The sequence below is a fragment of the Streptomyces sp. NPDC030995 genome (assembly GCF_055571215.1).
Map to the genome: position 1 here is coordinate 182336 of NZ_JBVIFS010000002.1, position 22573 is coordinate 204908.

Sequence of the window (22573 nt, forward strand, 5' to 3'; positions counted from 1 at the left end):
GGGTTCCGTGGGGGGTGTGTCACCCACACCCCCCCTCCCAAACCGCCGGAGAACACAACCCCCCCCCCCCCCCCCCCCTCCCCCCCCCGGGGGTCTGGGGGCGGCGCCCCCAGTAGCGGTCCGCAGACGTTCGAACTGCGTGGCCGCGACGGGGTGTTCGACGGTCCCACCGACTTCGCCTACCTGCCCCGGGACGCGCATGCGGACGTCACCTCGGCAGAGGGAGGCCGGTTCGCCCTCGCAGGGGCGCGGTGCCGGCGGCAGCTACCCGCACGGTACGGCCCGGCCGAAGCGGTGCCCGTAGAGCTCCGCGGCGCGGGCCGGTGCTCCCGCCAGGTGAACAACTTCGCCGCCGCCGACACCTTCGCCGCCGACCGGCTGATCGCCGTCGAGGTCCTCACCCCCGGCGGCAACTGGTCCTCGTACCCGCCCCACAAGCACGACGCGCACCACCCCGGCGAGGAGTCCCGCCTGGAGGAGATCTACTACTTCGAGATCGCCCCGCACGGCAACACCCCCGGCCTCGGCTACCAGCGCGTCACCCCCTCTCCGGCGGGGAAGACCGACATCCTCACCGAGGTGCGCTCGGGCGACGCCGTGCTCATCCCGGACGGCTGGCACGGGCCGTCCATCGCCGCGCCCGGCCACGACATGTACTACCTGAACGTGATGGCCGGGCCGCCCGGCGAGCCCCGGGAGTGGCTGATCCGGGACCACCCCGACCACAGCTGGATCCGTGGCAGCTGGGACGGGCAGGACATCGACCCCCGGCTGCCCTTCCACCCCAAGGAGGCCACCCCGTGAGGCTGACCGTCGCGCAGGCGCTCGTCCGCTTCCTCGCCCGCCAGTACACCGAGCGCGACGGGCAGCGGCACCGGCTGATCGCCGCCACCTGGGGGATCTTCGGGCACGGGAACGTCGCCGGCGTCGGCCAGGCCCTCCTGGAGGCGGGCCCGGAGGCCATGCCCTTCCTCCAGGGGCGCAACGAGCAGGCCATGGTGCACGCCGCCGTCGGGTACGCCCGCCAGCGCGGCCGGCTCTCCGCGCACGCCGTCACCACCTCCATCGGGCCGGGCGCCACCAACCTCGTCACCGGCGCCGCCCTCGCCACGATCAACCGGATCCCGGTGCTCCTGCTGCCCGGGGACACCTTCGCCACCCGGCCCGCCGATCCCGTGCTCCAGCAGCTGGAGGTCCCGTACGCCGGGGACGTCTCCGTCAACGACACCCTGCGGCCCGTCTCCCGCCACTTCGACCGGATCACCCGCCCCGAGGCCCTCGTTCCGGCCGCCCTGCAGGCCATGCGGGTGCTCACCGACCCCGTACAGACGGGGGCCGTCACCCTCGCGCTGCCGCAGGACGTGCAGGCGGAGGCGTACGACTGGCCCGAGGAGTTCTTCGCCGAGCGGATCTGGGGCGTGCGCCGGCCCCGCCCCGGCCGCGCGGAGCTCGCCGACGCCGCCGAGGCCGTACGCGGCTCCGCGCGCCCCCTGCTCGTCGCCGGCGGCGGGATCCGACACAGCGGGGCCCAGGCGGCCCTCGCCGCCTTCGCCGAGGCCACGGGGATCCCGGTGGCCGTCACGCAGGCGGGCAAGGGGGTCCTCCCGCACGACCATCCCGCCGACGTCGGCGGGATCGGCCACACCGGGACGGCGACCGCCGACGCGCTGGCCCGGGAGGCCGATCTGGTCATCGCCGCCGGGACCCGGCTGACGGACTTCACCACCGCCTCCGCGACCCTCTTCCGCGATCCCGCCGTCCGGTTCGTCGGCCTCAACCTCGACCCGTACGACGCCCACAAACTCGCCGCCCGGCCGCTCGTCGCCGACGCGCGCGAGGGGCTCGACGAGCTCCGGGAGGCGGTCGCCGGGTACCGGGTGGATCCCGCGTACGAGACGGCGTACGGGGAGCGCAAGAGTGCGTGGGAGAGCCGCGTCGACCGGGCCTGGGCCGTCGACGACGAGGACGCCGCGCCCACCCAGGCCCAGGTGCTGGGCCTGCTCGACGCCCTCGCCGACGGAACGGACATCCTGATCAACGCGGCCGGATCGCTCCCCGGCGACCTGCACAAGCTGTGGCGGGCCCGGTCGGCGGACCAGTACCACGTGGAGTACGGGTACTCCTGCATGGGCTACGAGATCCCGGCCGCGATCGGGGTGGCGCTCGCCGCACCCGGCCGGCCGGTGTGGGCGCTGGTCGGGGACGGCACGTACCTGATGAACCCGACCGAGATCGTCACGGCCGTCCAGGAGCGGATCCCGATCAAGGTGGTGATCCTCGACAACCACGGCTACGCCTCCATCGGAGGCCTGTCGGGGGCGGTGGGCGGCGAGGGATTCGCCACCGGGTACCGCTTCCGGGCGCCCGACGGCACGTACACGGGCGACCCCCTTCCGGTGGACCTCGCGGCCAACGCGGCCTCCCTCGGGATGGCCGTGATCCGCACCCGCACCATCGGTGACCTGCGGAAAGCCCTGGCGCAGGCGCGCTCGGCGGACCGTCCCACATGTGTCTACGCGCAGACCCGAACACCCGACACTGTGTCGGGCCCACCCCCGGCACAGGCGTGGTGGGATGTTCCTGTGGCCGAAACCGCGACCCGCAAGGCGGCGGCCGAGGCCCGTGAAGAGTACGACCGGCAAGCCGCGCAGCGACGTCGCCATCTGTGAAGGAGCAAGGCAAATGAAGACCGTCAACCACTGGATCGGTGGCAAGACCGTCGAGGGCGCGTCGGGCAACTACGGCCCGGTCACCGACCCGGCCACCGGCGAGGTCACCACGCAGGTCGCGCTCGCCTCGGCCGAAGAGGTCGACGCGGCGGTACAGGTCGCGAAGGAGGCCTTCCAGACCTGGGGCCAGTCCTCGCTGGCCGCCCGCACCAAGGTGCTGTTCGCCTACCGCGCCCTGCTGGACGCCAACCGCGACGCCATCGCCGAGCTGATCACCGCCGAGCACGGCAAGGTCCACTCGGACGCGCTGGGCGAGGTCGCGCGCGGCCTGGAGATCGTCGAGCTGGCCTGCGGGATCACCACGCAGCTCAAGGGCGAGCTGTCGACGTCGGTCTCCAGCCGGGTCGACGTCTCCTCCATCCGCCAGCCGCTGGGCGTGGTCGCGGGCATCACCCCGTTCAACTTCCCGGCGATGGTGCCGATGTGGATGTTCCCGCTGGCCGTGGCCTGCGGAAACACCTTCATCCTCAAGCCGAGCGAGAAGGACCCGTCGGCCTCCAACAAGCTGGCCGAGCTGATGACCGAGGCCGGTCTGCCGTCGGGCGTCCTGAACGTCGTGCACGGCGACAAGGCGGCCGTCGACGCGCTCCTGGCCCACCCCGACATCGCGGCCGTCTCCTTCGTCGGCTCGACCCCGATCGCCCGGCACATCCACACCACCGCCTCCGCGAACGGCAAGCGCGTCCAGGCGCTGGGCGGCGCCAAGAACCACATGCTGGTGCTCCCGGACGCCGACCTGGACGCCGCCGCCGACGCGGCCGTGTCCGCCGCCTACGGCTCGGCCGGCGAGCGCTGCATGGCGATCTCCGCCGTCGTGGCCGTCGGCTCCATCGCCGATACCCTGGTCGACAAGATCCGCGAGCGCGCCGAGAAGATCAAGATCGGCCCCGGCAACGACCCGACCTCCGAGATGGGCCCGCTGATCACGGCGGCCCACCGCGACAAGGTCGCCTCGTACGTGAAGGGCGCGGCGGCCCAGGGCGCCGACGTGGTCCTGGACGGCACCGGCTACACCGTCGAGGGCAACGAGAACGGCCACTGGATCGGCCTCTCCCTGCTCGACAACGTGCGGACCGACTCCGACGCCTACCGCGACGAGATCTTCGGCCCGGTGCTGTGCGTCCTGCGCACGGAGACCTACGAGGAGGGCGTGGCCCTCATCAACGCCTCGCCGTTCGGCAACGGCACCGCGATCTTCACCCGCGACGGCGGCGCCGCCCGCCGCTTCCAGCTGGAGATCGAGGCGGGCATGGTCGGCGTCAACGTCCCGATCCCGGTGCCGGTGGGCTACCACTCCTTCGGTGGCTGGAAGGACTCGCTCTTCGGCGACCACCACATCTACGGCAACGACGGCATCCACTTCTACACCCGCGGCAAGGTCGTCACGACCCGCTGGCCGGACCCGGCCGACGCCCCGTCGGGCGTGGACCTGGGCTTCCCCCGCAACCACTGACCCCCACCGGGTCCTTCCGTACCGCAGAACCCCCGGCCAACCCTCACCGGCCGGGGGTTCCTGCTGTCCCGGGGCGGCTGCGTCCGTACGGTCGGATTTCGTCAATTCCCCTTGATGGGGCGGGATTTGGCGAGGATCGTGTGCACTACGACGGTCGTGGGGGGAGTCGTATGGCCAAACGCGAGGTCATCGAGGTCAGTGTCAGCAAGCGGGTGCTGTGGATCGGCGGTGAGGCGTATCCCCTGCACAACATTGCCCGGGCGACGACGATCAAGATCGATCCCCGGCGCGGGTGGGCGGTGGGGCGCTTCGTGAAGTACGTCGTGACCGTGGCGGTGCTGACCGTCGCCGCGATGGCCGCCCTCCAGGCCGGCGACCTGTCCACCGGCGACAGGGAGGAGTACGAGCACCTCGTGGCGATCGCCGCGCTGGTGCTCACCGGGCTCTTCGCGTTCCAGCTGATCTCCGTGCTGATCACGAGGACGTACTACGCGCTGGTCATCGAGACGTCCGGCAATCCGCGCACCCTGCTCGCCAGCGCGGACCGGCAGGAGGTGCACCAGCTCGTCCACGACATCATGGCGGCGATCGACGACCCCCATGCCGACTTCAGCAGGCCGATGGTCACCTACAACATCGCCAGCATGGGCGACATGTACAACGCATCCGGCAGGGGCAGCGTCGGGAGGGTGGGAAGGTGACGGGAAACGGCGAGTTCCACATCGAACGGATGGGTGACTTCTACAACGCGTCCGGGCCCGGCAGCATCGGCCGGATCGAGAACCACCACCAGGGCGCGCAGGACCCGCAGGCCGTCTTCGAGGACATGATCCGCTCGATCCGGGTGCTCCGGGGCCAGGTCTCCGCGGAGGACGGCGCGGTGATCGACGAGTCCCTGGAGACCATCCTTCAGGGTGGCGGCGCCGAGCCGGGCGCCTTCCGGCGGGCACTCGCGTCCGTCGCCGGGGTCGCCGCGTTCGTCGGGGAGATCGGCGTGCCCGTCGCCGAGGCGGTCCGCCGGGTCCTGGCGCTGCTCGCCGGCTGATCGGGAGGCCTTCGCGTTCAAGGTGCCGGTGTCATTTCCCGGGTGGGCTGCGGCTGTTCGTCCGCCTGCCCGCGCCGGCGGCGACGTACCCCCCAGAAGGCGAGGGCCGCTCCCGCCGCCAGCAGGGCCGTGCCCACCGCCGGCCACGGAACGGCGATGAAGGCCGTCTCGGACTCCGAGCGCAGATCCGGGTAGGCCGCCGCTCCCGCCGTGATCTTGACGGTCACCCAGTCCGACTGGGGCGCGTCCGGCCAGGGTTCGGTCAGTTCGATCCGCTGGCCCGGGAGCAGGGTCAGCTTCAGCTCGCGGGCCGGGCGGCCGAGCACCTCGCGTCCGAACAGGCCCTCGGCGGACACCGCCACCTTGGGCTCGACGACCACGTTGCCCCGGTTGACCAGCGTGTACGAGACCGTGGCGCGGGCGTTCTTCACCCAGGGCAGCAGCGGCGCCGAGCGGGTGACCCGTACGTCCTCCACGCTCAGGCCCGGGGTCACCGGGCCCGGCACCCGGAAGTAGAGGCGGGCGCCCACCGAGCGCTTGACCCCGACCTGGACCTTGCCCTCCTGCTGGATGCCCTCCACCGCGGTGCCCAGGGCGACGATCCCGCCGACGTGGTCGCCGGGCGTCGCGTCCGCGGGGACCTTCACCGTGAACGGGATGTCCTTGCGGCCCTTGGGCGGCACGGTGACGGTGCTCGCGGTCTCCGGTGCCAGCGTGATCCACGCGCCGACGTCCTTGGGTCGGGTCTCCACCGGCAGCAGCGCGAAGGCGCCGCCCGACGGGGTGTTCGCGGCATCGGTGGCGAAGACCTGGAACGTCAGCTCCTTCTCGGAGGAGTTCAGGATCGTCACGCTGTCGCTGAGGGTGGTCCCGGCCGCGCCCTGGTGGAAGAAGTACGCCCGGTCGGTCATCGCCGCGCCGGCCGCGGGTGTGGGGAAGACCCCCCAGGTGCCGTTGTCCGCCGCCGCCGCGGCCGTGGCGGACAGCAGGCCCGTGCCCGTGCCCAGCAGGAGCAGGAGCAGGCTGACGAGCAGACCGTACGAAGGGGTGCGGGTGCGCATGGGCGGTCTCCAGTCGGCGCGGAACGGGGAAGGGGTGGGGCGGCGCCGCAGCGCCGCACCACCCCGGATGGAGCGGGGCCGTACGGGTCAGGCGATCGAGAAGGTGACGACCGTCTGGTAGGTGTCGGCGAACATGAACGGCGGGAGCTGGATCATCCCGGCGCCGCCGACGGCGAACTCACCACCGGTCAGCTCCTCCCCGCCGGCGGCCTGCGAGGCCACCTTCATCGGGGTGTCGGAGATCGCGCCGGGCGTGCCCGCGGTGCAGGTGCTCGGGCTGTCCGGGTTGGTCACGGTGCAGGACGGCTGGATGCCGATCTGCGCCTTCGCCATCGAGTGGCCGGTGGCCTGGTTCAGGAACGGCGTGCGCGTCGCCGTCACGTCCCAGCCGAGCGAGCCGCCGCGGAAGTCCTGGACGGTCGCGGCGTTGAAGACGCCGACCACCGACTGGGCCTTGCCGTTGATGGTGACCGCGCCGAAGCTGACGGCCGGCTGGCCGTCCTTCGGGCCGAGGGCCAGCGGTCCGGGGAGGACCTCGACGTCGACCGGGTTCTTCACGCCGGGCTGGTCCTCCAGGAACACGAAGGCCTTGTACGGGGTGATCGCGCCGTCGATCTTGATGGCGTCGGCCTTCTTGGTGACCGTGATGTTGCAGGTGGCGGCGCCGGACGCGTCCGCCGTGCCCGCACCGGCGTCACCCGTCGCCACGCCCCCGAGGAGGGCGGAGCAGGTGACCGCGCCGGCCGGGAAGTTGGCGCCGTTGACGACGACGGCGGTACCCGCCGGGCCGCTGTTGGGCGTCAGCTTCGTGGTGATCGGGTCCTTGGGCAGGGCCTCGACCGCGACCGAGCCGAGCGAGGCGCTCGGGCGCGGCGCCGGGGTGCAGGTGGTGGTGAAGACCGAACCGGAGAGGTCCGCGTCGGTCACCGCCAGGTCGAGGGCGACGTTGACCGTGGTGCCCTCGGTGCCGTCCGGAATCCTGATCGTTCCGGAGAACGCCTTGGGGTCGAGCGGCTGCCCGGCCACGACGGTGACGGTCTCGGGCGGGCTGGTGACCACCTGGGTGGTCGTCCCGACCTTGAGGGTGATCTTGGAGGTGTTCACCGTGGTGACGGAGAACGCGGGCACCAGGGGGCTCGCACCCGGGTCGATCGTGATCGGGACGACGTCACCGGCCTTGGCGCCGTCCGGCAGGGTGACCGTGTAGTTCTGGTTGCCCGAACCGTCCGACTGGGGCGCCGGAGCGTCACAGTTCTCGAAGACGGCCGTGGTCTTGGTCGCGGCCTGCGCGGAGCCCGCCAGGCCCACCACGCCGCCCGTCAGGGCCAGGGACAGGGCTGCCGCCCCGGCCAGCACTCTTCGTCGATGCGTTCTCGTACTCACTGGGTCGCGACTCCTTCGTCATGACGAACCCCTCCCCCCACCCGCTGTGTGGGGGAGGCCGAGCCGGTGCGGTGGCCGATATTGACGCTTCGCCGTGATGAGAAGTCAATGACTTGCTTTCGCCCGAAGCACACAGAAATTGATGGGCCATCAGGGAGGGTCTGATGGCCCATCGGATACCGACCGGTCGGGGTGAGCGTCTTCGGGTTCGGCCTAGCGGCCGGTGGGGGTGTGGAGCAGCAGGTTCACGGTGCCGACGGGCAGGGCGGTGATCCGGCCGGGCACGGCGCTGCGTACGAGCACCTCGGAGACCTGCGCCGGCGTGCTCGCGATGCCGCGCGCCAGGACGAGCGCGGCGACCCCGGCCACGTGCGGGGCGGCCATCGAGGTGCCGGAGGCGCGGGCCGTGGCGGTGGTGGAGCCCTTCCAGGCCGAGGTGACGGACACGCCCGGCGCCGAGAGGTCCACGCAGCGGCCGTGGTTGGAGAACGGCGCGCGCCGGTCCTCGGCGTCGGTCGCGCCGACCGTGATGGCCTGGGGGACGGAGGCCGGGGATCCGCCGCAGGCGTCCTTGCCGTCGTTTCCGGCGGCCACGGTGAAGGTGATCCCGGCGGCCACGGCCCGGATCACGGCCGCGTCGAGGGCGTAGCTCGGCGTACCGCCGATGCTCATGTTCGCCACCGCAGGGGTGGACCGGGCCTTGGCGGCGTCCTTCACCACCCAGTCGAGCCCCTTGAGGATGGCCGAAAGACTCGCGGAACCACGGCAGTCGGCCACCTTCACCCCGACGAGCGACACTCCCTTCGCGACCCCGTACGTCTCCCCGCCGATGGTCGCCGCGACGTGCGTGCCGTGGCCGTTGCAGTCGCGGGAGCTCCCGAGGAACACCGCGTTGTACCCGGACCGGGCGCGGCCGCCGAACTCCTTGTGACGGGTGTTGATCCCGGTGTCGACCACGTAGACCGTGACGCCCTCGGCCTTGGTGGGGTACGTGTACGAGCCGTCGAGCGGGAGCTCGCGCTGGTCGATCCGGTCCAGCGGCCAGGGCGCGGGTGCCTGCGCCTGCGCGTCGGTGGCGTCGGTGGCGGCCGTGGTGTTGGTGGTGCCGGTGGTGTGGAACTGCGCGTCCGGCTCTACGGAGGCCACCCGGGGGTCGGCGGCCAGGGCGGCGGCGCGGGCGGCGGTGGTGCGGACGGCGAAGCCGTTGAGGGCGGCGTCGTAGACCGGCCCGACCTCGTCGCCCATGCCCGCCGCCTCGGCGGCGAGGGTACGGGTGGGGGCGCGGGAGCTGGTGTCCTTGAGGACGACGACGTAAGGGGCGACGGAGGTTTCGGCGGCGGTGGTGTCGTAGTGCGGCGGCAGTGGAGTGGCGGCGGTGGCGGCCGTCGTGGCCGTGGTGGCCGTGGTGGCCGCCACGAGGAGCGCGGCGGCGGGGAGGAGCGCGGCGAATGGGGTCATGCGGCCGATGCTCGGCGAGCGGCGGCGAGGGCGCGCGGAGGGTGCGCCGAGTGGGCGCACGACACGCCCTCGGGCGGGTGCGTTACGGGGTGAGCGGCCAGCCGCGCATCGAGAAGAGGCCCTCGTCGCGCGCGCCGCACGCGGTGTAGGTGGCCAGGGCGGCCTCGTTGTCGGTGTCGACCCCCACCCACATGCCGTAACAACCGCGGCCCTTCGCCTCGTCGGCGAGGGCCAGGGTCAGGGCGCGGCCGATCCCGCGGCGGCGGTACCCCTCGTCCACGGAGAGCTCGTACAGGCACATCTCGGTGCCCTTGTCGGGGTGGCTCATCTCGATCCCGGAGACCATCCCGGCGGGCACGCCGTCGACGTAGGCGATGAGCATCACGTGCCCCGGCGCGGAGAGGAAGCGCTCGGACCAGTCCTTGCGTACGGGCCCGTCGAAGAGGGGTTCGGCGGCGGAGAGCTCGGCGGGGGTGAAGGCCCGGCGGATGTCCATGGCGGCCACGATAAGGCGTACATGACGGATGGTGAGCCGAATCTCGGTACGGCGTGGCGGGTGCGGCTGGTTAGCCTGTGCCGTCCGTGTGTCCGTGTGTCCGTGTGTCCGTGTGTCCGTCCAGGCTCAAGGGGGAGCATCGTGAGAAGTGCCGTGGTCACGCCGGAAGGCGACCGGATCCGCTGGGTCGAGCTGCCGGGGGAGGAGCCGGCCCGGGTCTACGTGCACGGGCTCGGGTCCACCTCGCCCGCCTACTTCGCGGCGAGCGCCACGCATCCGCTGCTGGCGGGTCGGCGCTCACTGCTGGTCGATCTGCTGGGCCACGGGCACAGCGACCGGCCCGAGGGCTTCGGCTACACCCTCGAAGCGCATGCCGACGCGCTGGCGGACGCCCTCGCCGAGGCCGGCGTGGCGGGCGCCGAGCTCATCGCCCACAGCATGGGCGGGGCCGTGGCCATCGTGCTCGCCGACCGGCACCCCCACCTGGTGTCCCGGCTGGTGCTCGTCGACGCCAACCTGGATCCGGTGCAGCCCGGTCCCATCGCCCCGGGGAGCAGCGGGATCGCCTCCTACACCGAGGAGGAGTTCTTGGCCGGCGGCTGGGCCGAGGTGCGTGACCGGGTCGGGGCGCACTGGTGGGCCACGATGCGGCTGACGGGCCGGACGGCCCTGTACCGCACCGCCGTCCACCTCGCCGCGGGCACCACACCCACCATGCGCGAGCTGCTGCTGGAGCTGAAGATCCCGCGCAGCTACCTGCTGCCCGAGGCGGACGGCACGCTCCCCGGCGCCGACGCCCTGGAGGCGGCGGGGGTCGCCGTGGTGTCCGTTCCCGACTGCGGGCACAACATCATGCTGGACAACCCGGAAGGCTTCGCCCGGGCCGCCGCGGCGGCGCTGGCCCGCGGCTAGCGGTCCGCGCTCGGCCGTCTCAGGGAGCGGTCGGGGACGGGGTGCCGTCGGTCCAGGCGTAGACCCGCTTGCCGCGGACCGCGACCTGGTACTGGTGGGCGTCCCGGCACTCGGGCCGGGCCTCGGCCCGCAGGGTGCGCGGCCACCACCTGGCGTGCAGATCGGGGGCGCCCGGCTGCTTCGCCGAGGCCGCACCGCACTGCGGGCCGTCCAACGGCGTCGCGCCGAGCGTGAACCGGATCAGCCGGGCCTCGCCGGTGGTGCGCACCCGTATACGGACGTCGGTGGCGTCCTTGGGTATCCAGGACGGCAGGGCGAACGCGGCTCCCTCGCGGGTGGGCGCATCGGCGGCGGTCTCGAACCGCTTGCCCTTCTCCTTGAACACCTGGGCGTGGACCGTGTCGGTCACCGGGTTGGGCGGCAGGTTGGGCAGCGCGAAGGCGGCGGTGGCGAGGACTCCCACGGTGGCGGCGGCGATCACGAGCGGGCGGCGGTTCATGCGATCCAGTCTCGGCCGGGAGCCGCTCCCCGCGCGTCCCTCCGCAGGACGAACCCCGCCTCTGCCGGAGGTCGTACACGGCCTCATACCTGGGAGGTGCCCGGGTGACCTTCCCTGGCCCGCGGTGCCGGCTTGCGGCCGCGCGCAGTAACCGGGCGGCTCCCGGTGGAGTTGGCCGGGGTGACCTGCCGCTCCCGTTCCGAGGATTGCCATGCGCCGTCGCCGCCTGATCCCCGCCCTCGCCACCGCCACCGCCACCGCCACCGCGACCGCCACCGCGGTGCTCGCCCTCGCGTCACCGGCCTGGGCCGCGCCGGAGGTCCCGGCCGACAAGCCGCAGGTGCTGAGCCGCTGGACGCAGACCGGCGCCGACAGCTACCGGGCCTGGGCGGACGCGCGCGAGCACCGGGACGCGTGGGCCGCGTACGGCTTCGACTGGTCGACGGACTACTGCACCTCCTCACCGGACAACCCCTTCGGCTTCCCCTTCGGGACGGCCTGCGCACGACACGACTTCGGCTATCGCAACCACCGGGCGGCAGGCCTGTTCCCGGCCGCCAAGGCCCGGCTGGACGAGGCGTTCCACGCGGACATGAAGAGGGTCTGCGCGCAGTACCAAGGCGAACGCAAGAGCTCGTGCAACGGCACCGCGTGGACCTACTACCAGGCCGTCAGGCTCTTCGGCATTTCCTGATCAGCAGCACAGCACGGGTACGTGCTGGACCAGGTTGTTGCCGAAGCCGCCGCGGTTCCACGGCTGTTCGAGGGGCTGGGTGCGGCCCTCGGTGTCGGTGGCGCGGACGGTGAGGGTGTGGCTCCCCGGTGTGGCCGTCCAGTCGCAGGTCCAGCCCTGCCACGCCCAGCGGTGCGGCTCCCGCGGCGCGACGCGGGCCGGGGTCCATGAGTGGCCTCCGTCGGCGCTGACCTCCACCCGGGCCACCGCCCCGTACCCGGACCAGGCGCGCCCCTCCAGCCGTACGGGGCCGGGGTGCACGACGCGGGTGCGGGACATGAAGTCGGGGAATCCCGGCGGGACCATCAGGGCGCGCGGGGCGATCCGGGTGACGGGCTCGCCGGGTTCGTCGGGGTCCTGGCGGTACCGGTAGGCCACGGACTGCTGGAATCCGGTGAACGGGGCGTCGACCAGGGTGATCTCGCGCAGCCATTTGACGTGCGCCATGCCGTACCAGCCGGGGACGACCAGCCGCAGCGGATACCCGTGCTGCGGCGGCAGGGGCCGGCCGTTCATGGCGTAGGCGATCAGCACCTCGGGGTCGTCGCCGGTCGCGGCCGGCAGCGGCAGGCTGCGCCGATAGTCCTGCTCGACGCCGCGTTCGACCCCGTGATCGGCCCCGGTGAACACGGCCTCCACGGCGTCCGGCCGCACCTCTGCCTCGGCGAGCACCAGGCGCAGCGGTACGCCGGTCCAGTCGGCGGTGCCCACCGCCTCGACCAGCCACGGCTGGCTGACCGGCCGGGGCGACAGGCGCGCCCGGCCGTTGCCCGCGCACTCCATCGTGACCCGGTGGGTGACGGAGGGCAGTGCGCGCAGGGCTTCGAGGTCCAGCGCCAGCGGCCTGCCGACCCGGCCGCCGACGGTCAGGCTCCAGTGGTCGGCGTCGGCGGCGGGGATGTCGTAGTGGACCAGGACGTAGTGCAGCCCCGGGGGCGTGACCTCGTAGCGCAGGGCCTCCAGCGGGAGGCCGTGGTTGCGGGCCGCGAGCGCCAACTCCTCCTGGCTGATTCCCTCACCGGGCGACGCGAGCCGCCCCGGGGTGCTGACCTCCTGCAAAGGCGCCTGCTCCATCTCCTCATGGTCGCGCGTGCCGCCCCGCGCGGCACGTCGTCGGCCGGCGCCGGGGCCGCTACCGCGACAGGCACTCGCTGAACCAGCTCCGGGCCAGGTCGGCCACCTCGTCCAGCGCGCCCGGCTCCTCGAAGAGGTGGGTCGCTCCGGGGATGACCTCCAGCCGGTTCTCGCAGCGCAGCTCGCGCTGGGCCTGCCGGTTGAGATCGAGCACCGTCGTGTCCCGGCCGCCGACGATCAGGAGCGTGGGGGCCCGTACGCCGGCCAGCCGCGGGGCGGCGAGGTCGGGCCGCCCGCCGCGGGACACCACGGCGCCGATGTCCGGGCCGTCGTCCGGGCCGGCGGCCGCGGCGAGGTCCGCGGCCGCCCACAGCGCGGCGGCGGCTCCGGTGCTGGCCCCGAAGTAGCCGATCGGGACGGACGTGCGCCGACGCAGCCAGCGGGTGGCGTCCGCGAGCCGGGCGGCCAGGGTCTCGATGTCGAAGACGTTCGCCCGGTCGGCCTCCTCGGCGGGCGTGAGCAGGTCGAAGAGCAGGGTGCCGAGGCCCGCCCGGTTCAGGTCCGCCGCCACCGCACGGTTGCGCGGGCTGTGGCGGCTGCTGCCGGAGCCGTGGGCGAACATCACGACCGCCCCGGCGGTCTCCGGGAGGGTGAGGTCCCCGGCCAGTGCGGTGCCGCCGGCGTCCACCTCGACCGCGGCCGTCCCGGCCGCCCCGGCGGGTTCGGCGGACGGACGGGACCCGGGGGGCGCGGCCGTCGCCCGTGCCAGCAGGTCGACGACCTCCTCGTCGGTGGTCTGGGAGAAGTCCCCGTACCACTCGCCGACGGCGCGGAAGGCGCGCGGAGTGGACAGGCACACCACTTCGTCGGCCTCGGTGCGCAGCCACGCGACCGCGTCCGGCGGCGCCACCGGGACGGCCAGCACCACCCGGCCCGCGCCCTGGGCCCGTACGACCTCGCACGCGGCCGCGGCCGTGGCCCCGGTCGCGATCCCGTCGTCCACCAGGATCACCGTGCGGCCGGAGAGGGCCAGCCGCGGCCGGTCGCCGCGGAACCTGCGTGCCTGGCGTGCCAGCTCGGCCTCCTCGGCGCGCTCGACCGCCGCGAGGTCCTGCTGCCCGACCCGGCTGCTGCGGACGATGTCCTCGCTGATGACCCGTACGCCCCCTTCGCCGATGGCGCCGAACCCCAGCTCACGGTGGTAGGGGACGCCGAGCTTGCGCACCACGATCACGTCGAGGGGGGCGCCGAGCGCCTGCGCCACCTGGAAGGCGACCGGGACTCCGCCCCGGGGCAGGCCCAGTACGACGGGACTCTCCGAAGCCAGGTGACGGAGCGCCTCGGCGAGACGCGCTCCCGCGTCCGCGCGGTCGGTGAACTGCACGATGGTTCACCCCCAACCCAGGGGAGACGGAAACCACGTACGCACCTACTTCGACGCAACCCCATGCGCGGCCTTCGCGCAAGTCCTCGGAGGCGGGAGGGGAGGCGGGACCGGGGGCGAGGCCGGAGGCGGGAGCGGGTGGGGGCCGACTGCCCCGTGTCTGAATTGATAGCGAAGAGTGAGTTTGGGTAGCTTTGCGTGAGCTCCGGATGGCCCGCTCGATCCAGTGGCGGGGGTCCGGACGCTTCGGACAGGAGGTGCGTGCCGGTGCCTGGTCCGAGCGAGCGGGAAGCGCGGCCGGAGAAAGAGGCGCGGAGTGCGGTGGTCCGGGGGGCCGAAGCCCTGGACGCGCGGCTTCCGCTGTCGGAAGTGGCCCGGTCGGTGGTGCGCAAGGTCTTCCCCGACCACTGGTCCTTCCTCCTGGGCGAGCTGGCGCTCTACAGCTTCGTCGTCCTGCTGCTGACCGGCGTGTACCTCGCCTTCTTCTTCGACCCGTCGATGCGCGAGGCCGCGTACGAGGGCTCGTACGAGCCGCTGCGCGGCGTGCTCATGTCGCAGGCCTACCTCTCCACCCTGGAGATCAGCTTCGACGTGCGGGGCGGACTGCTGATCCGTCAGCTCCACCACTGGGCGGCGCTGCTCTTCCTGGCCGCCATCGGGGCGCACATGCTGCGGGTGTTCCTCACCGGCGCCTTCCGCCGCCCGCGCGAGGTCAACTGGCTGCTGGGCGTGACGCTCTTCCTGCTGTCCCTGCTGGAGGGCTTCGCGGGCTACTCGCTCCCCGACGACCTGCTGTCGGGCACCGGGCTGCGGATCGCCCAGGGGATCATGCTGTCGGTCCCGCTCGTCGGCACGTACCTGAGCTTCTTCGCCTTCGGCGGCGAGTACCCCGGGGACGACATCGTGCCCCGGCTCTACCCCGTGCACATCCTGCTGGTCCCCGGCCTGCTCCTGGGCCTGATCACCGTGCACATCCTGCTCGTCTTCGCCCTGAAGCACACCCAGTGGCCGGGACCCGGAAGGACCGGCCGCAACGCCGTCGGCCTGCCGTTCCATCCGCAGTACGTGGCCAAGTCCGGCGGCCTGTTCCTCATGGTCTTCGGGCTGCTCGCCGCCCTCGGAGCCCTCGCGCAGATCAACCCCATCTGGACCTACGGCCCCTACCGCGCCGACGTGGTCTCCACCGGCGCCCAGCCCGACTGGTACGTCGGGTTCCTGGAAGGGGCGCTGCGCCTGATGCCCGGGGTGGAAACACGGCTGTGGGGGCACACCGTCATGTGGAATCCCCTGCTGACGGCCGTGGTGCTGCCCGGCGTGCTCTTCGCCGTCCTCTACGCCTATCCCTTCTTCGAGCGGTGGATCACCGGTGCGACGGGGGAACGGCACCTGTGCGACCGGCCCCGTGACCGGCCCGTCCGCACGGCTCTGGGCACGGCGGCCCTCTCCTGGTACGCCGTGCTGCTCCTCGCCGGGGGCCAGGACGTCCTCGCCTTCGTCTTCGACGTGCCGCTGCCGGCGCTGACCTGGACGCTGCGCGTCGGGTTCTTCGCCGTACCGGTGGCCGTCTTCTGGCTGACCAGACGGCTGTGCCTGGCCCTCCAGACGCGCGAGCGCCGCCTGTTGAGCGAGGGCGAGGCGTCCGGCCTGGTGGTCCAGGGAGCCGAGGGCGGCTTCCGGCCGCAGCACCGGGCCCTCACGCCCGGCGAGCGGTACGCGGTCCTCGCGCGGGAACGCCCCCGTCCGCTGGCGCCCGCCGAGGAGGCGGGCGGCGGCCGGCTGCGGCCGCTGCTGAACAGGACGCGGGTGGCCGTCAGCGGCTGGTACTACCGGGACCGCGTCCCCTACCCCACGACCGCCGAACAGCGCCGGAAGATCGCCGAGACCGCGGCGGGACCGGACCGCCCGAGGTCTTCGGAGGAAACGGACGGGCCCTAGCCAGGGGTGACGGCACACCACCGCCCCGTACGGTTCCGTACGGGGCGGTGGTGTGCTGCCCGCCTCTACCTCTGGTCGCTGCGCAGCATGGCGACGTACGGCGTCGCCTGGGCGTAGGTGGCGACGGTGACGCCGCCGATGGGGGTGGGCGACGGGTGCGAGCCGTTGCGCTCCGCGTACATGAACCGGGAAGCCCGGGACCAGTCGTTCTCCTGGGCGGCCTCCTGGGGGGACAGTGTGGCGCTGCTGCCGACACCTTCGCGCACCCTGGTTTCGATGTTACGGAAGCGGGCCGCCTCGGACGTCGCGGCGATCAAGGCGACCAAAGGGCGGCGGAGCGCGTTCGGGTCGCCCGGGTTGGCGGCGTACGACCGCAGGGCCTCCAGGTGGCCCCACAGCTGGTTCGGACTGAACCACACCTCCCTGCTGCTGGCCTGACCGGCCTGCAGGCTGCGGTTTCCGCCGTAGTGCCCGCCGTACGGCAGGCGGACGGATTCACGGTCGAGCCGGTTGCCGAGGTCGTAGTCATCGTCGTCGAGCTGGACGACGTCGGCGTTGGGGCCGGTGGCGAAGCCGCGCAGGTAGAGGTTGTTGGCGGTGATGTAGAGCGTGACACGCCGGGTTTCCCCTTCGAACGGGTAGGTGACGTTGACCGCGACCACCTCGTTGCCCCGGCTGGTCTCCCAGACCGTGGTGGAGCCGACGCCGCTCACGATGGAGCCCGTGTTGCGCAGTGACGTCACGAAGCTCGTGTACCGGTTGCGGATGCTGGTGACGCTGCCGTTGGACGCGTTCCAGTCGACCGTGCGGACAGGGACCGGGTTCTGGAGGGCGGAGATGGGAGCGGCCTCGGGCCGGGACGGGGCGGCCTGGGCGGCGGGCGCGGCGGCGGCCAGCAGGGGAAGGCACAGGAGTGCCGCGACGAGGGACTTGCGCATGGGGGTGTTCCTCACGATGGGTGTCGGTGGCGTGTTGCCGGTGTCGGTGTGGGTGTCGGGTGTCGGTCCTCCGGGCGGAGGGGTCAGCCCACCGTGAAGATGACCTCGGCGTTCTTGCCACCGCCGCCGGCCCGGGCGCAGGTGTGGTTCCCGGGAACCTCGCAGCTGTAGGTGTTGCCGCCCGAGAAGGGGTTGTTCCAGTGGAGGACGACTTTGCCCCCGCCCGACATCTGGTACTCGACCGAACCCTCCGTGCCCGTGGCGAAACCATCGGACTCGCTCTGCCAGCTCGCCCAGGCACCGTTGTGGATGACCGACGGCGGCAGGTTGTTGCCGCTCCAGATGCCGTGGTCCAGGTTGTTCCCGGTCCGGGCGAGCAGGGCGCCCGACTGGTTCACCACCTTGACGCGGACGCTGCGCACGGGCGTGACGGCGGTCGCGCCGGCCTGCGAGAGGTCCGCGATGCGGGCGGAGCTCTTCTGGGTCAGAGTGAACTTGACCTCGGCGTTGTTCCCTCCGCCGCCGGACCGTTCGCACGCGTAGCCGTCGGGAGCGTCGCAGCTGTAGGAGTTGCTGCCCGCGTAGGGGTTGTTCCAGCGGATGGTCACGTCCTTGGCCGTGCCGGCGATGTTGTAGGTCGTGTGGCCCTGGGTGCCGGTGGCGAACCCGCAGGATTCGCTGCTCCAGGTGGTGGGCGTGAACTTGGCGACGGCATCCTGCGGCAGGCCGTCCGTGGACCAGCATCCGTGCTCCAGTCCGGAGTCGGTGCGCAGCAGCTGTCGGCCCGTGCTGTTGACGAAGGAGACCTTGGTGCTGCGCTCGGCGGACTGGACCGCTACGCCGCCGGGGGCGGGGGCGGCCTGTGCGGCGGGGGCGAGCGCGGTCGCGCCGCCTGCCACCGCGGCCAGGAGGGCGGCGGCGGTGGCCCACCGGGCGGAGGACCGGGCACCGGCAGTTCTGAACATGGGCATGACAAGGCGTCCTTTGTGGGGAGGAGGAGAAGGAGGAGGGGGATCCGCGCGGGGCCGCGGCCGGGCCGCGCGCCGCGATCGTGAGTCGACTAGTCGACGAACCAGAGGGCGAAGAGGCTGGCGCCCTCGTTCGGATTGCACTCGTAGCGGCTGTAGAGGCCGAGGCCGACGGTGAGCGAACCGGCCTGCTTGCACTGGGTGTGGTTCGCGTACGTGCCGCCGTAGATCCGGTACTCGGCGGCGCTCGCCGCGCCGGCGGAGGCCGCCACGAGGGCGGCGGCGGCGCAGAGGCCGGCGGCCAGTCTGCGCGGACTGATTCCGGGCATGCCGAAGCGCACGGGGAACACCTTTCGTTGGTTGATAGGACCCGTGCGCCGCGTACGGCGGCGCACGGGGGACCGGACGCGCCCTTCGACGCGCCCGTCTGACGACCGGGTCGGGCCCACGACCACCCAACCGGCAGCGGATGGAGTCCGCCGCCCCCGCACCCGGTCTCCCGGGCGGCTCAGTGGGGTGGCTTGCGGGGGCACCAGGTGTCGCCCCAAGCCGTCGTCACGCTGCACTGGTCGCCGTCGTGCCCGCCGTGCCCGTCGTCGGGCTGGATCGTGATCGTCGTGCCGTTTCCGTGTCCGCTTCCGTGGGCCGTGGCCGTGGCCGTGGCCGTGGCCGTGGCCGTGGCCGCGCCGCCCCACAGCATCCCGGCGCTCAGTACGACCGCGAACAGTGTCCGCACCACGTTTGCGCGCATGGCGTCAGTTCCCCTCGTCTCGACGACAGTTTGGCGACGGCGGGGCCGTGCTCCTGGTCGGGGAGCCGTTCCTGCCGTGGTCACCACCCTGCCAGTCGGTGGATGGCACACACATCCCCGACGAGGGATCATGAGCCTGCCAGGCACCTTTAGGAGGCATGCGATGGAGACGGACAGCGGACCCGGCACGGCGGCCGGAGTACCCGGCCTCGACAGTGCGGCCGTCCTGCTCTACCGGTGGACGGTCGTCCACGAACGCCTCACCCCGGCCACCCTCGCGCAAGCCGCGGCCGAGACCGGAGTGAGCCCGCGGGCCTGCCTGTCGGCGGTGCGGACCCTCACCGACTCCTGCCTCTTCACGGAACTGCCCGCCGACGGCGGGGGACAGGAGCCGGCCGGCTGGCAGCCGGTGAGTCCCCAGGCCGCCACCGCGCAGCTCTTGTCGGACCGCGACACCGCGCTGCGGGCGCAGGAGGAGGCGCTACGGGAACAGCGCCGGCGCATCCAGCAGCAGCGCGACGGGCTGGCGGCGCTGGTGCCGGTCTACCTCCAGGCCCGTCAGCACGTCTTCCCCCAGGGGACCATCGACCACCTGCCGGACAAGCTGGCGGTCCGCTCGCTGCTGTCGGACGTGATCGACTCCTGCCGCAGCGAGGTACTGGTCTCCAAGCACGGCGGGTCGTTCCCGCCCGCGGCGCTGCGGGAGGCGCTGCCGCGCGACCTGGCGCTGCTCGGGCGGGGCATCCGGATGCGGAGCCTGTACCAGCACGCGACGCGGTTCGACCAGCCCACGCGGGTGCACGCGGAGCAGCTCATCGGGGCGGGCGCGGAGATCCGGACGCTGCCGGAGGTACTGCCGCAGATGATCGTCGTGGACGGCTCGCTGGCCCTGCTGCCGGCCCGGTCCGGCGGTGCGCTGATCATCCGGGAGCCGGACCTGCTGGCCTATTTACTGGACGTCTTCGAGCGGGACTGGGAGAACGCGGCGCCGTTCGCGACCGGACCGCAGGCCGCGCACGACGTGACGAAGACGATGAAGCAGAGCATCCTCGTGCTGCTCGCCAAGGGGCTCAAGGACGAGTCCATCGCGCGGCGTCTGGGCATCTCCCTGCGCACCTGCCGCCGCCACGTCTCCGAGCTCCTGGAGGGGCTCGGCGCGCACAGCCGCTTCCAGGCGGGCGTCATCGCCGAGCGCCAGGGCCTGACCGCCCACCCGGCCCAGCCCGCGCCGACCTCGGACCCGGCCGCCCAGCCCCCCGCCGCCCGGGCCGTGCCCGCCCAGGCCGGGCCCGTGCCGGCCGTGCCCGCCGCGCCAGTCGCCGTCGGGCTCGGGATGGCGTCGGGGTGTCCCGGCTGTGGCGGGCCGGTGGCCGCCCCCACCGCCGACCCGGGCCGGTCCGGCGGGCGTCCGCCCCGCTACTGCTCGCCCCGCTGCCGCTCCCGCGCCTACCGGGCACGGGTGAAGGGCCAAGGGGCCGGACCGGGAGATGCCGTGCCGGACCGTACGGGCGTCACGAAACCCGCCGACCGCGTCACGTAACCCCGTAGACGAGCCGTTTCCGGCCGACGGTCAAACGCTCCGGCCTCGCGGGCCGGGCCGGCGCCAACCACTGACCATCACTTCGGACTTGCTCGTCCGTCCTGGTGGCCGAGGTTCTGGAAGGCGAATCCCAGGACTCCCGGCAGCAGGACGCCGAAGCCGATGAGGCACAGCCACAGGCCCTGCACCACGCCCAGGCCGATCAGCGCGGTGCCCGCGGCCGCCAGTACGGGAAAGTAGCTGCGGGCGGGGAAGAAGGCCGTCCGGCCGCCGGCCTCCCGGACCTCGGCCTCCTCACGGTCCTCCGGTCGCGCGCCGTCCCGCCGGTACTGGCGCCACAGGTACGCGGCGACGAGGCTCGCCATGACGAAGGAGACGCAGAGCGCGGCGCTGCCCGCCGGCTCCCGGGAGAACCAGCCGTAGACGACGGTGGTCGCGCCGAAGAACAGGGCCGTGCCGGTGAAGAGCCAGGCCTCACCTTTCACGGGGCACCTCCGGGTGGTGAAGGTCGAAGGCCGGGGATTCCGAGCGGATCCGGGGCAGGGCGTGGAAGTTGTGCCGGGGCGGCGGGCAGCTCGTCGCCCACTCCAGGGAACGCCCCCAGCCCCAGGGGTCGTCGACGGTGACCCGCGCGCCGTAGCGGTGGGTCTTCCAGACGTTGTAGAGGAAGAACAGCGTCGACAGGCCCAGCAGGAAGGACCCGAGGGACGAGACGGTGTTCAGGAGCGTGAAGCCGTCGCTCGCCAGGTAGTTCGCGTACCGGCGCGGCATGCCCGCCTGGCCCAGCCAGTGTTGGACCAGGAAGGTCGTCTGGAAGCCGGTGAACAGGGTCCAGAAGTGGAGCGCGCCGAGCCGCTCGTCCAGCATCCGGCCGGTGAGCTTCGGCCACCAGAAGTAGAAGCCGCCGAAGGTGGCGAAGACGATGGTGCCGAAGAGGACGTAGTGGAGGTGGGCGACGACGAAGTAGCTGTCCGTCAGGTGGAAGTCCAGCGGGGGCGAGGCCACCAGCACCCCGGTCAGACCGCCCAGGAGGAAGGTGACGAGGAAGCCGATGGACCACAGCATCGGCGTCTCGAAGGAGAGCGACCCCTTCCACATCGTCCCGATCCAGTTGAAGAACTTCACCCCGGTCGGCACGGCGATCAGGAAGGACAGCAGGGAGAAGAAGGGCAGCAGCACGGCCCCCGTCGCGAACATGTGGTGCGCCCACACGGTGGCGGACAGGCCGGTGATGGCGATCGTGGCGCCGATCAGGGACACGTAGCCGAACATCGGCTTCCGGCTGAAGACGGGGAGGATCTCGCTCACCACCCCGAAGAACGGCAGGGCGACGATGTAGACCTCCGGATGGCCGAAGAACCAGAACAGGTGCTGCCAGAGCAGGGCGCCGCCGTTGGCCGGGTCGAAGACGTGTGAGCCGAACTTCCGGTCGGCCTCCAGGACCAGCAGCGCGGCCGTGAGCACCGGAAAGGCCAGGAGCGCCAGGATCGAGGTGAAGAGGACGTTCCACGTGAAGATCGGCATGCGGAACAAGGTCATGCCGGGCGCGCGCAGGCAGATGATGGTGGTGATGAAGTTCACCGACCCGAGGATCGTGCTCAGCCCCGAGACGGCCAGCCCCATGGCCCACAGGTCGGGGCCCGTACCGGGGGAGTACCGGGCGCCGTTCAGCGGCGCGTAGGCGAACCACCCGAAGGACGCCGCCCCGTGCGCGGTCAGGAATCCCGAGATGACCAGCAGGCCCCCGAACAGGTACACCCAGTAGGTGAATGCGTTGAGCCGCGGAAAGGCGACATCGGGTGCGCCGATCTGCAACGGCATGATCGCGTTGGCGAATCCGGTGAAGGTGGGCGTCGCGAACAGCAGCATCATGATCGTGGCGTGGATGGTGAACATTTCGTTGTACTGCTGATTCGAAATGATCTGCAGTCCGGGGCGGGCGAGTTCGGCCCGCATGAACATGGCCAGCACGCCGGCGAAGAGGAAGAAGGCGAAGGCCGTCACCAGGTAGAGATTGCCGATCACCTTGTGGTCGGTCGTCGACAGCCACTTCAGGACGGCGGAGCCCTGGCCGGTCCGCCGCTCGGTCCGCTGCTCGGTCCGCCGTTCCGGCGACGCCCCTTCGGGTGGCGCCCCTTCGTGCGATGCCTCTTCGGGTGAACGGTCCACCGACGTCATCCGTCCTCCAGAGAGCTTCGCCGCCGAGCCTGCACC

22 protein-coding genes are annotated in these 22573 nt (G+C 72.4%); 9 read left to right on the forward strand and 13 right to left on the reverse strand.

The window, feature by feature from the left end:
• The 5 genes from iolB to ACZ45T_RS04380 form a co-directional block, all read left to right on the forward strand.
• On the forward strand, positions 1-804 hold an 804-nt coding region (gene iolB, locus ACZ45T_RS04360; RefSeq protein WP_468437346.1), incomplete at its 5' end, for a 5-deoxy-glucuronate isomerase.
• Entirely contained in the window at positions 801-2669 is a 1869-nt protein-coding gene (iolD, locus tag ACZ45T_RS04365; RefSeq protein WP_468437348.1) for a 3D-(3,5/4)-trihydroxycyclohexane-1,2-dione acylhydrolase (decyclizing), read from the forward strand. The genes iolB and iolD, both read left to right, overlap by 4 nt.
• Positions 2670-2682: 13 nt before the next feature.
• On the forward strand, positions 2683-4182 hold the full coding sequence (locus ACZ45T_RS04370) for a CoA-acylating methylmalonate-semialdehyde dehydrogenase (RefSeq protein WP_468437350.1): 1500 nt from the start codon (positions 2683-2685) through the stop codon (positions 4180-4182).
• A 170-nt stretch (positions 4183-4352) separates the two neighbouring features.
• Positions 4353-4883 carry a DUF6232 family protein gene (locus ACZ45T_RS04375; protein ID WP_468437352.1) on the forward strand — a complete coding sequence of 177 codons (531 nt, stop codon included), beginning with the start codon at positions 4353-4355 and terminating at the stop codon, positions 4881-4883.
• The gene (locus tag ACZ45T_RS04380; RefSeq protein ID WP_468437354.1) at positions 4880-5227 is read left to right on the forward strand and encodes a hypothetical protein; all 348 of its coding nucleotides are present in this window, start codon (positions 4880-4882) and stop codon (positions 5225-5227) included. The genes ACZ45T_RS04375 and ACZ45T_RS04380 overlap by 4 nt, the downstream gene beginning before the upstream one ends.
• A gap of 17 nt (positions 5228-5244) precedes the next feature.
• Here the strand turns inward: ACZ45T_RS04380 and ACZ45T_RS04385 are convergent, their stop codons facing one another.
• The 4 genes from ACZ45T_RS04385 to ACZ45T_RS04400 all read right to left on the reverse strand — a co-directional run bounded on the left by ACZ45T_RS04385 (position 5245) and on the right by ACZ45T_RS04400 (position 9625).
• The gene (locus ACZ45T_RS04385; RefSeq protein WP_468437356.1) at positions 5245-6288 is read right to left on the reverse strand and encodes a WxL protein peptidoglycan domain-containing protein; all 1044 of its coding nucleotides are present in this window, start codon (positions 6286-6288) and stop codon (positions 5245-5247) included.
• An 87-nt stretch (positions 6289-6375) separates the two neighbouring features.
• Positions 6376-7671: a hypothetical protein gene (locus ACZ45T_RS04390; protein ID WP_468437358.1), complete on the reverse strand. Its 1296-nt coding sequence runs from the start codon at positions 7669-7671 to the stop codon at positions 6376-6378.
• 213 nt (positions 7672-7884) lie between these two features.
• Positions 7885-9129: a S8 family peptidase gene (locus ACZ45T_RS04395; protein ID WP_468437360.1), complete on the reverse strand. Its 1245-nt coding sequence runs from the start codon at positions 9127-9129 to the stop codon at positions 7885-7887.
• Between the two features lie 82 nt (positions 9130-9211).
• Positions 9212-9625, reverse strand: a complete 414-nt coding sequence (locus ACZ45T_RS04400; protein ID WP_468437362.1) for a GNAT family N-acetyltransferase — start codon at positions 9623-9625, stop codon at positions 9212-9214.
• 141 nt (positions 9626-9766) lie between these two features.
• Here ACZ45T_RS04400 and ACZ45T_RS04405 point away from each other — a divergent pair, with 141 nt between their 5' ends.
• Entirely contained in the window at positions 9767-10537 is a 771-nt protein-coding gene (locus ACZ45T_RS04405) for an alpha/beta fold hydrolase (RefSeq protein ID WP_468437364.1), read from the forward strand.
• 19 nt (positions 10538-10556) lie between these two features.
• Here the strand turns inward: ACZ45T_RS04405 and ACZ45T_RS04410 are convergent, their stop codons facing one another.
• A complete protein-coding gene (locus ACZ45T_RS04410; protein ID WP_468437366.1) occupies positions 10557-11036 on the reverse strand; it encodes a hypothetical protein in 480 nt (159 codons plus the stop codon).
• A gap of 211 nt (positions 11037-11247) precedes the next feature.
• On the opposite strand from ACZ45T_RS04410, the gene ACZ45T_RS04415 reads away from it, so the two are divergent.
• On the forward strand, positions 11248-11730 hold the full coding sequence (locus ACZ45T_RS04415) for a phospholipase (RefSeq protein WP_468437368.1): 483 nt from the start codon (positions 11248-11250) through the stop codon (positions 11728-11730).
• On the opposite strand, the gene ACZ45T_RS04420 is transcribed toward ACZ45T_RS04415, so the two are convergent.
• Positions 11731-12843: a sulfite oxidase gene (locus ACZ45T_RS04420; protein WP_468437370.1), complete on the reverse strand. Its 1113-nt coding sequence runs from the start codon at positions 12841-12843 to the stop codon at positions 11731-11733.
• Positions 12844-12901: 58 nt separating this feature from the next.
• Positions 12902-14227 (reverse strand): phosphoribosyltransferase family protein, encoded by a 1326-nt coding sequence (locus ACZ45T_RS04425; protein WP_468437372.1) that lies wholly within the window; start codon positions 14225-14227, stop codon positions 12902-12904.
• A gap of 267 nt (positions 14228-14494) precedes the next feature.
• Between ACZ45T_RS04425 and qcrB the strand changes: the two genes are divergently transcribed.
• Entirely contained in the window at positions 14495-16162 is a 1668-nt protein-coding gene (gene qcrB / locus ACZ45T_RS04430; protein ID WP_468437374.1) for a cytochrome bc1 complex cytochrome b subunit, read from the forward strand.
• Between the two features lie 65 nt (positions 16163-16227).
• Here qcrB and ACZ45T_RS04435 read toward each other — a convergent pair whose 3' ends face one another.
• From ACZ45T_RS04435 to ACZ45T_RS04450, 4 genes are all read right to left on the reverse strand, one after another.
• Positions 16228-17100: a ribosome-inactivating family protein gene (locus ACZ45T_RS04435; protein WP_468437376.1), complete on the reverse strand. Its 873-nt coding sequence runs from the start codon at positions 17098-17100 to the stop codon at positions 16228-16230.
• Between the two features lie 83 nt (positions 17101-17183).
• Entirely contained in the window at positions 17184-18071 is an 888-nt protein-coding gene (locus ACZ45T_RS04440; protein WP_468437378.1) for a Crystal protein ET79, read from the reverse strand.
• Between the two features lie 89 nt (positions 18072-18160).
• Complete coding sequence (locus tag ACZ45T_RS04445; RefSeq protein WP_468437380.1) at positions 18161-18409, reverse strand: hypothetical protein; 249 nt, start codon at positions 18407-18409, stop codon at positions 18161-18163.
• A 167-nt stretch (positions 18410-18576) separates the two neighbouring features.
• Positions 18577-18819: a hypothetical protein gene (locus tag ACZ45T_RS04450; protein ID WP_468437382.1), complete on the reverse strand. Its 243-nt coding sequence runs from the start codon at positions 18817-18819 to the stop codon at positions 18577-18579.
• A 163-nt stretch (positions 18820-18982) separates the two neighbouring features.
• Between ACZ45T_RS04450 and ACZ45T_RS04455 the strand changes: the two genes are divergently transcribed.
• Positions 18983-20359, forward strand: coding sequence for a helix-turn-helix transcriptional regulator (locus ACZ45T_RS04455; protein WP_468437384.1), 1377 nt, complete (start codon positions 18983-18985; stop codon positions 20357-20359).
• Positions 20360-20436: 77 nt separating this feature from the next.
• On the opposite strand, the gene ctaF is transcribed toward ACZ45T_RS04455, so the two are convergent.
• A complete protein-coding gene (gene ctaF, locus ACZ45T_RS04460; protein ID WP_468437386.1) occupies positions 20437-20844 on the reverse strand; it encodes an aa3-type cytochrome oxidase subunit IV in 408 nt (135 codons plus the stop codon).
• Positions 20834-22537, reverse strand: a complete 1704-nt coding sequence (gene ctaD / locus ACZ45T_RS04465; protein ID WP_468437389.1) for an aa3-type cytochrome oxidase subunit I — start codon at positions 22535-22537, stop codon at positions 20834-20836. Before ctaD ends, ctaF begins: the two co-directional genes overlap by 11 nt.
• Positions 22538-22573 lie beyond the last annotated feature (36 nt).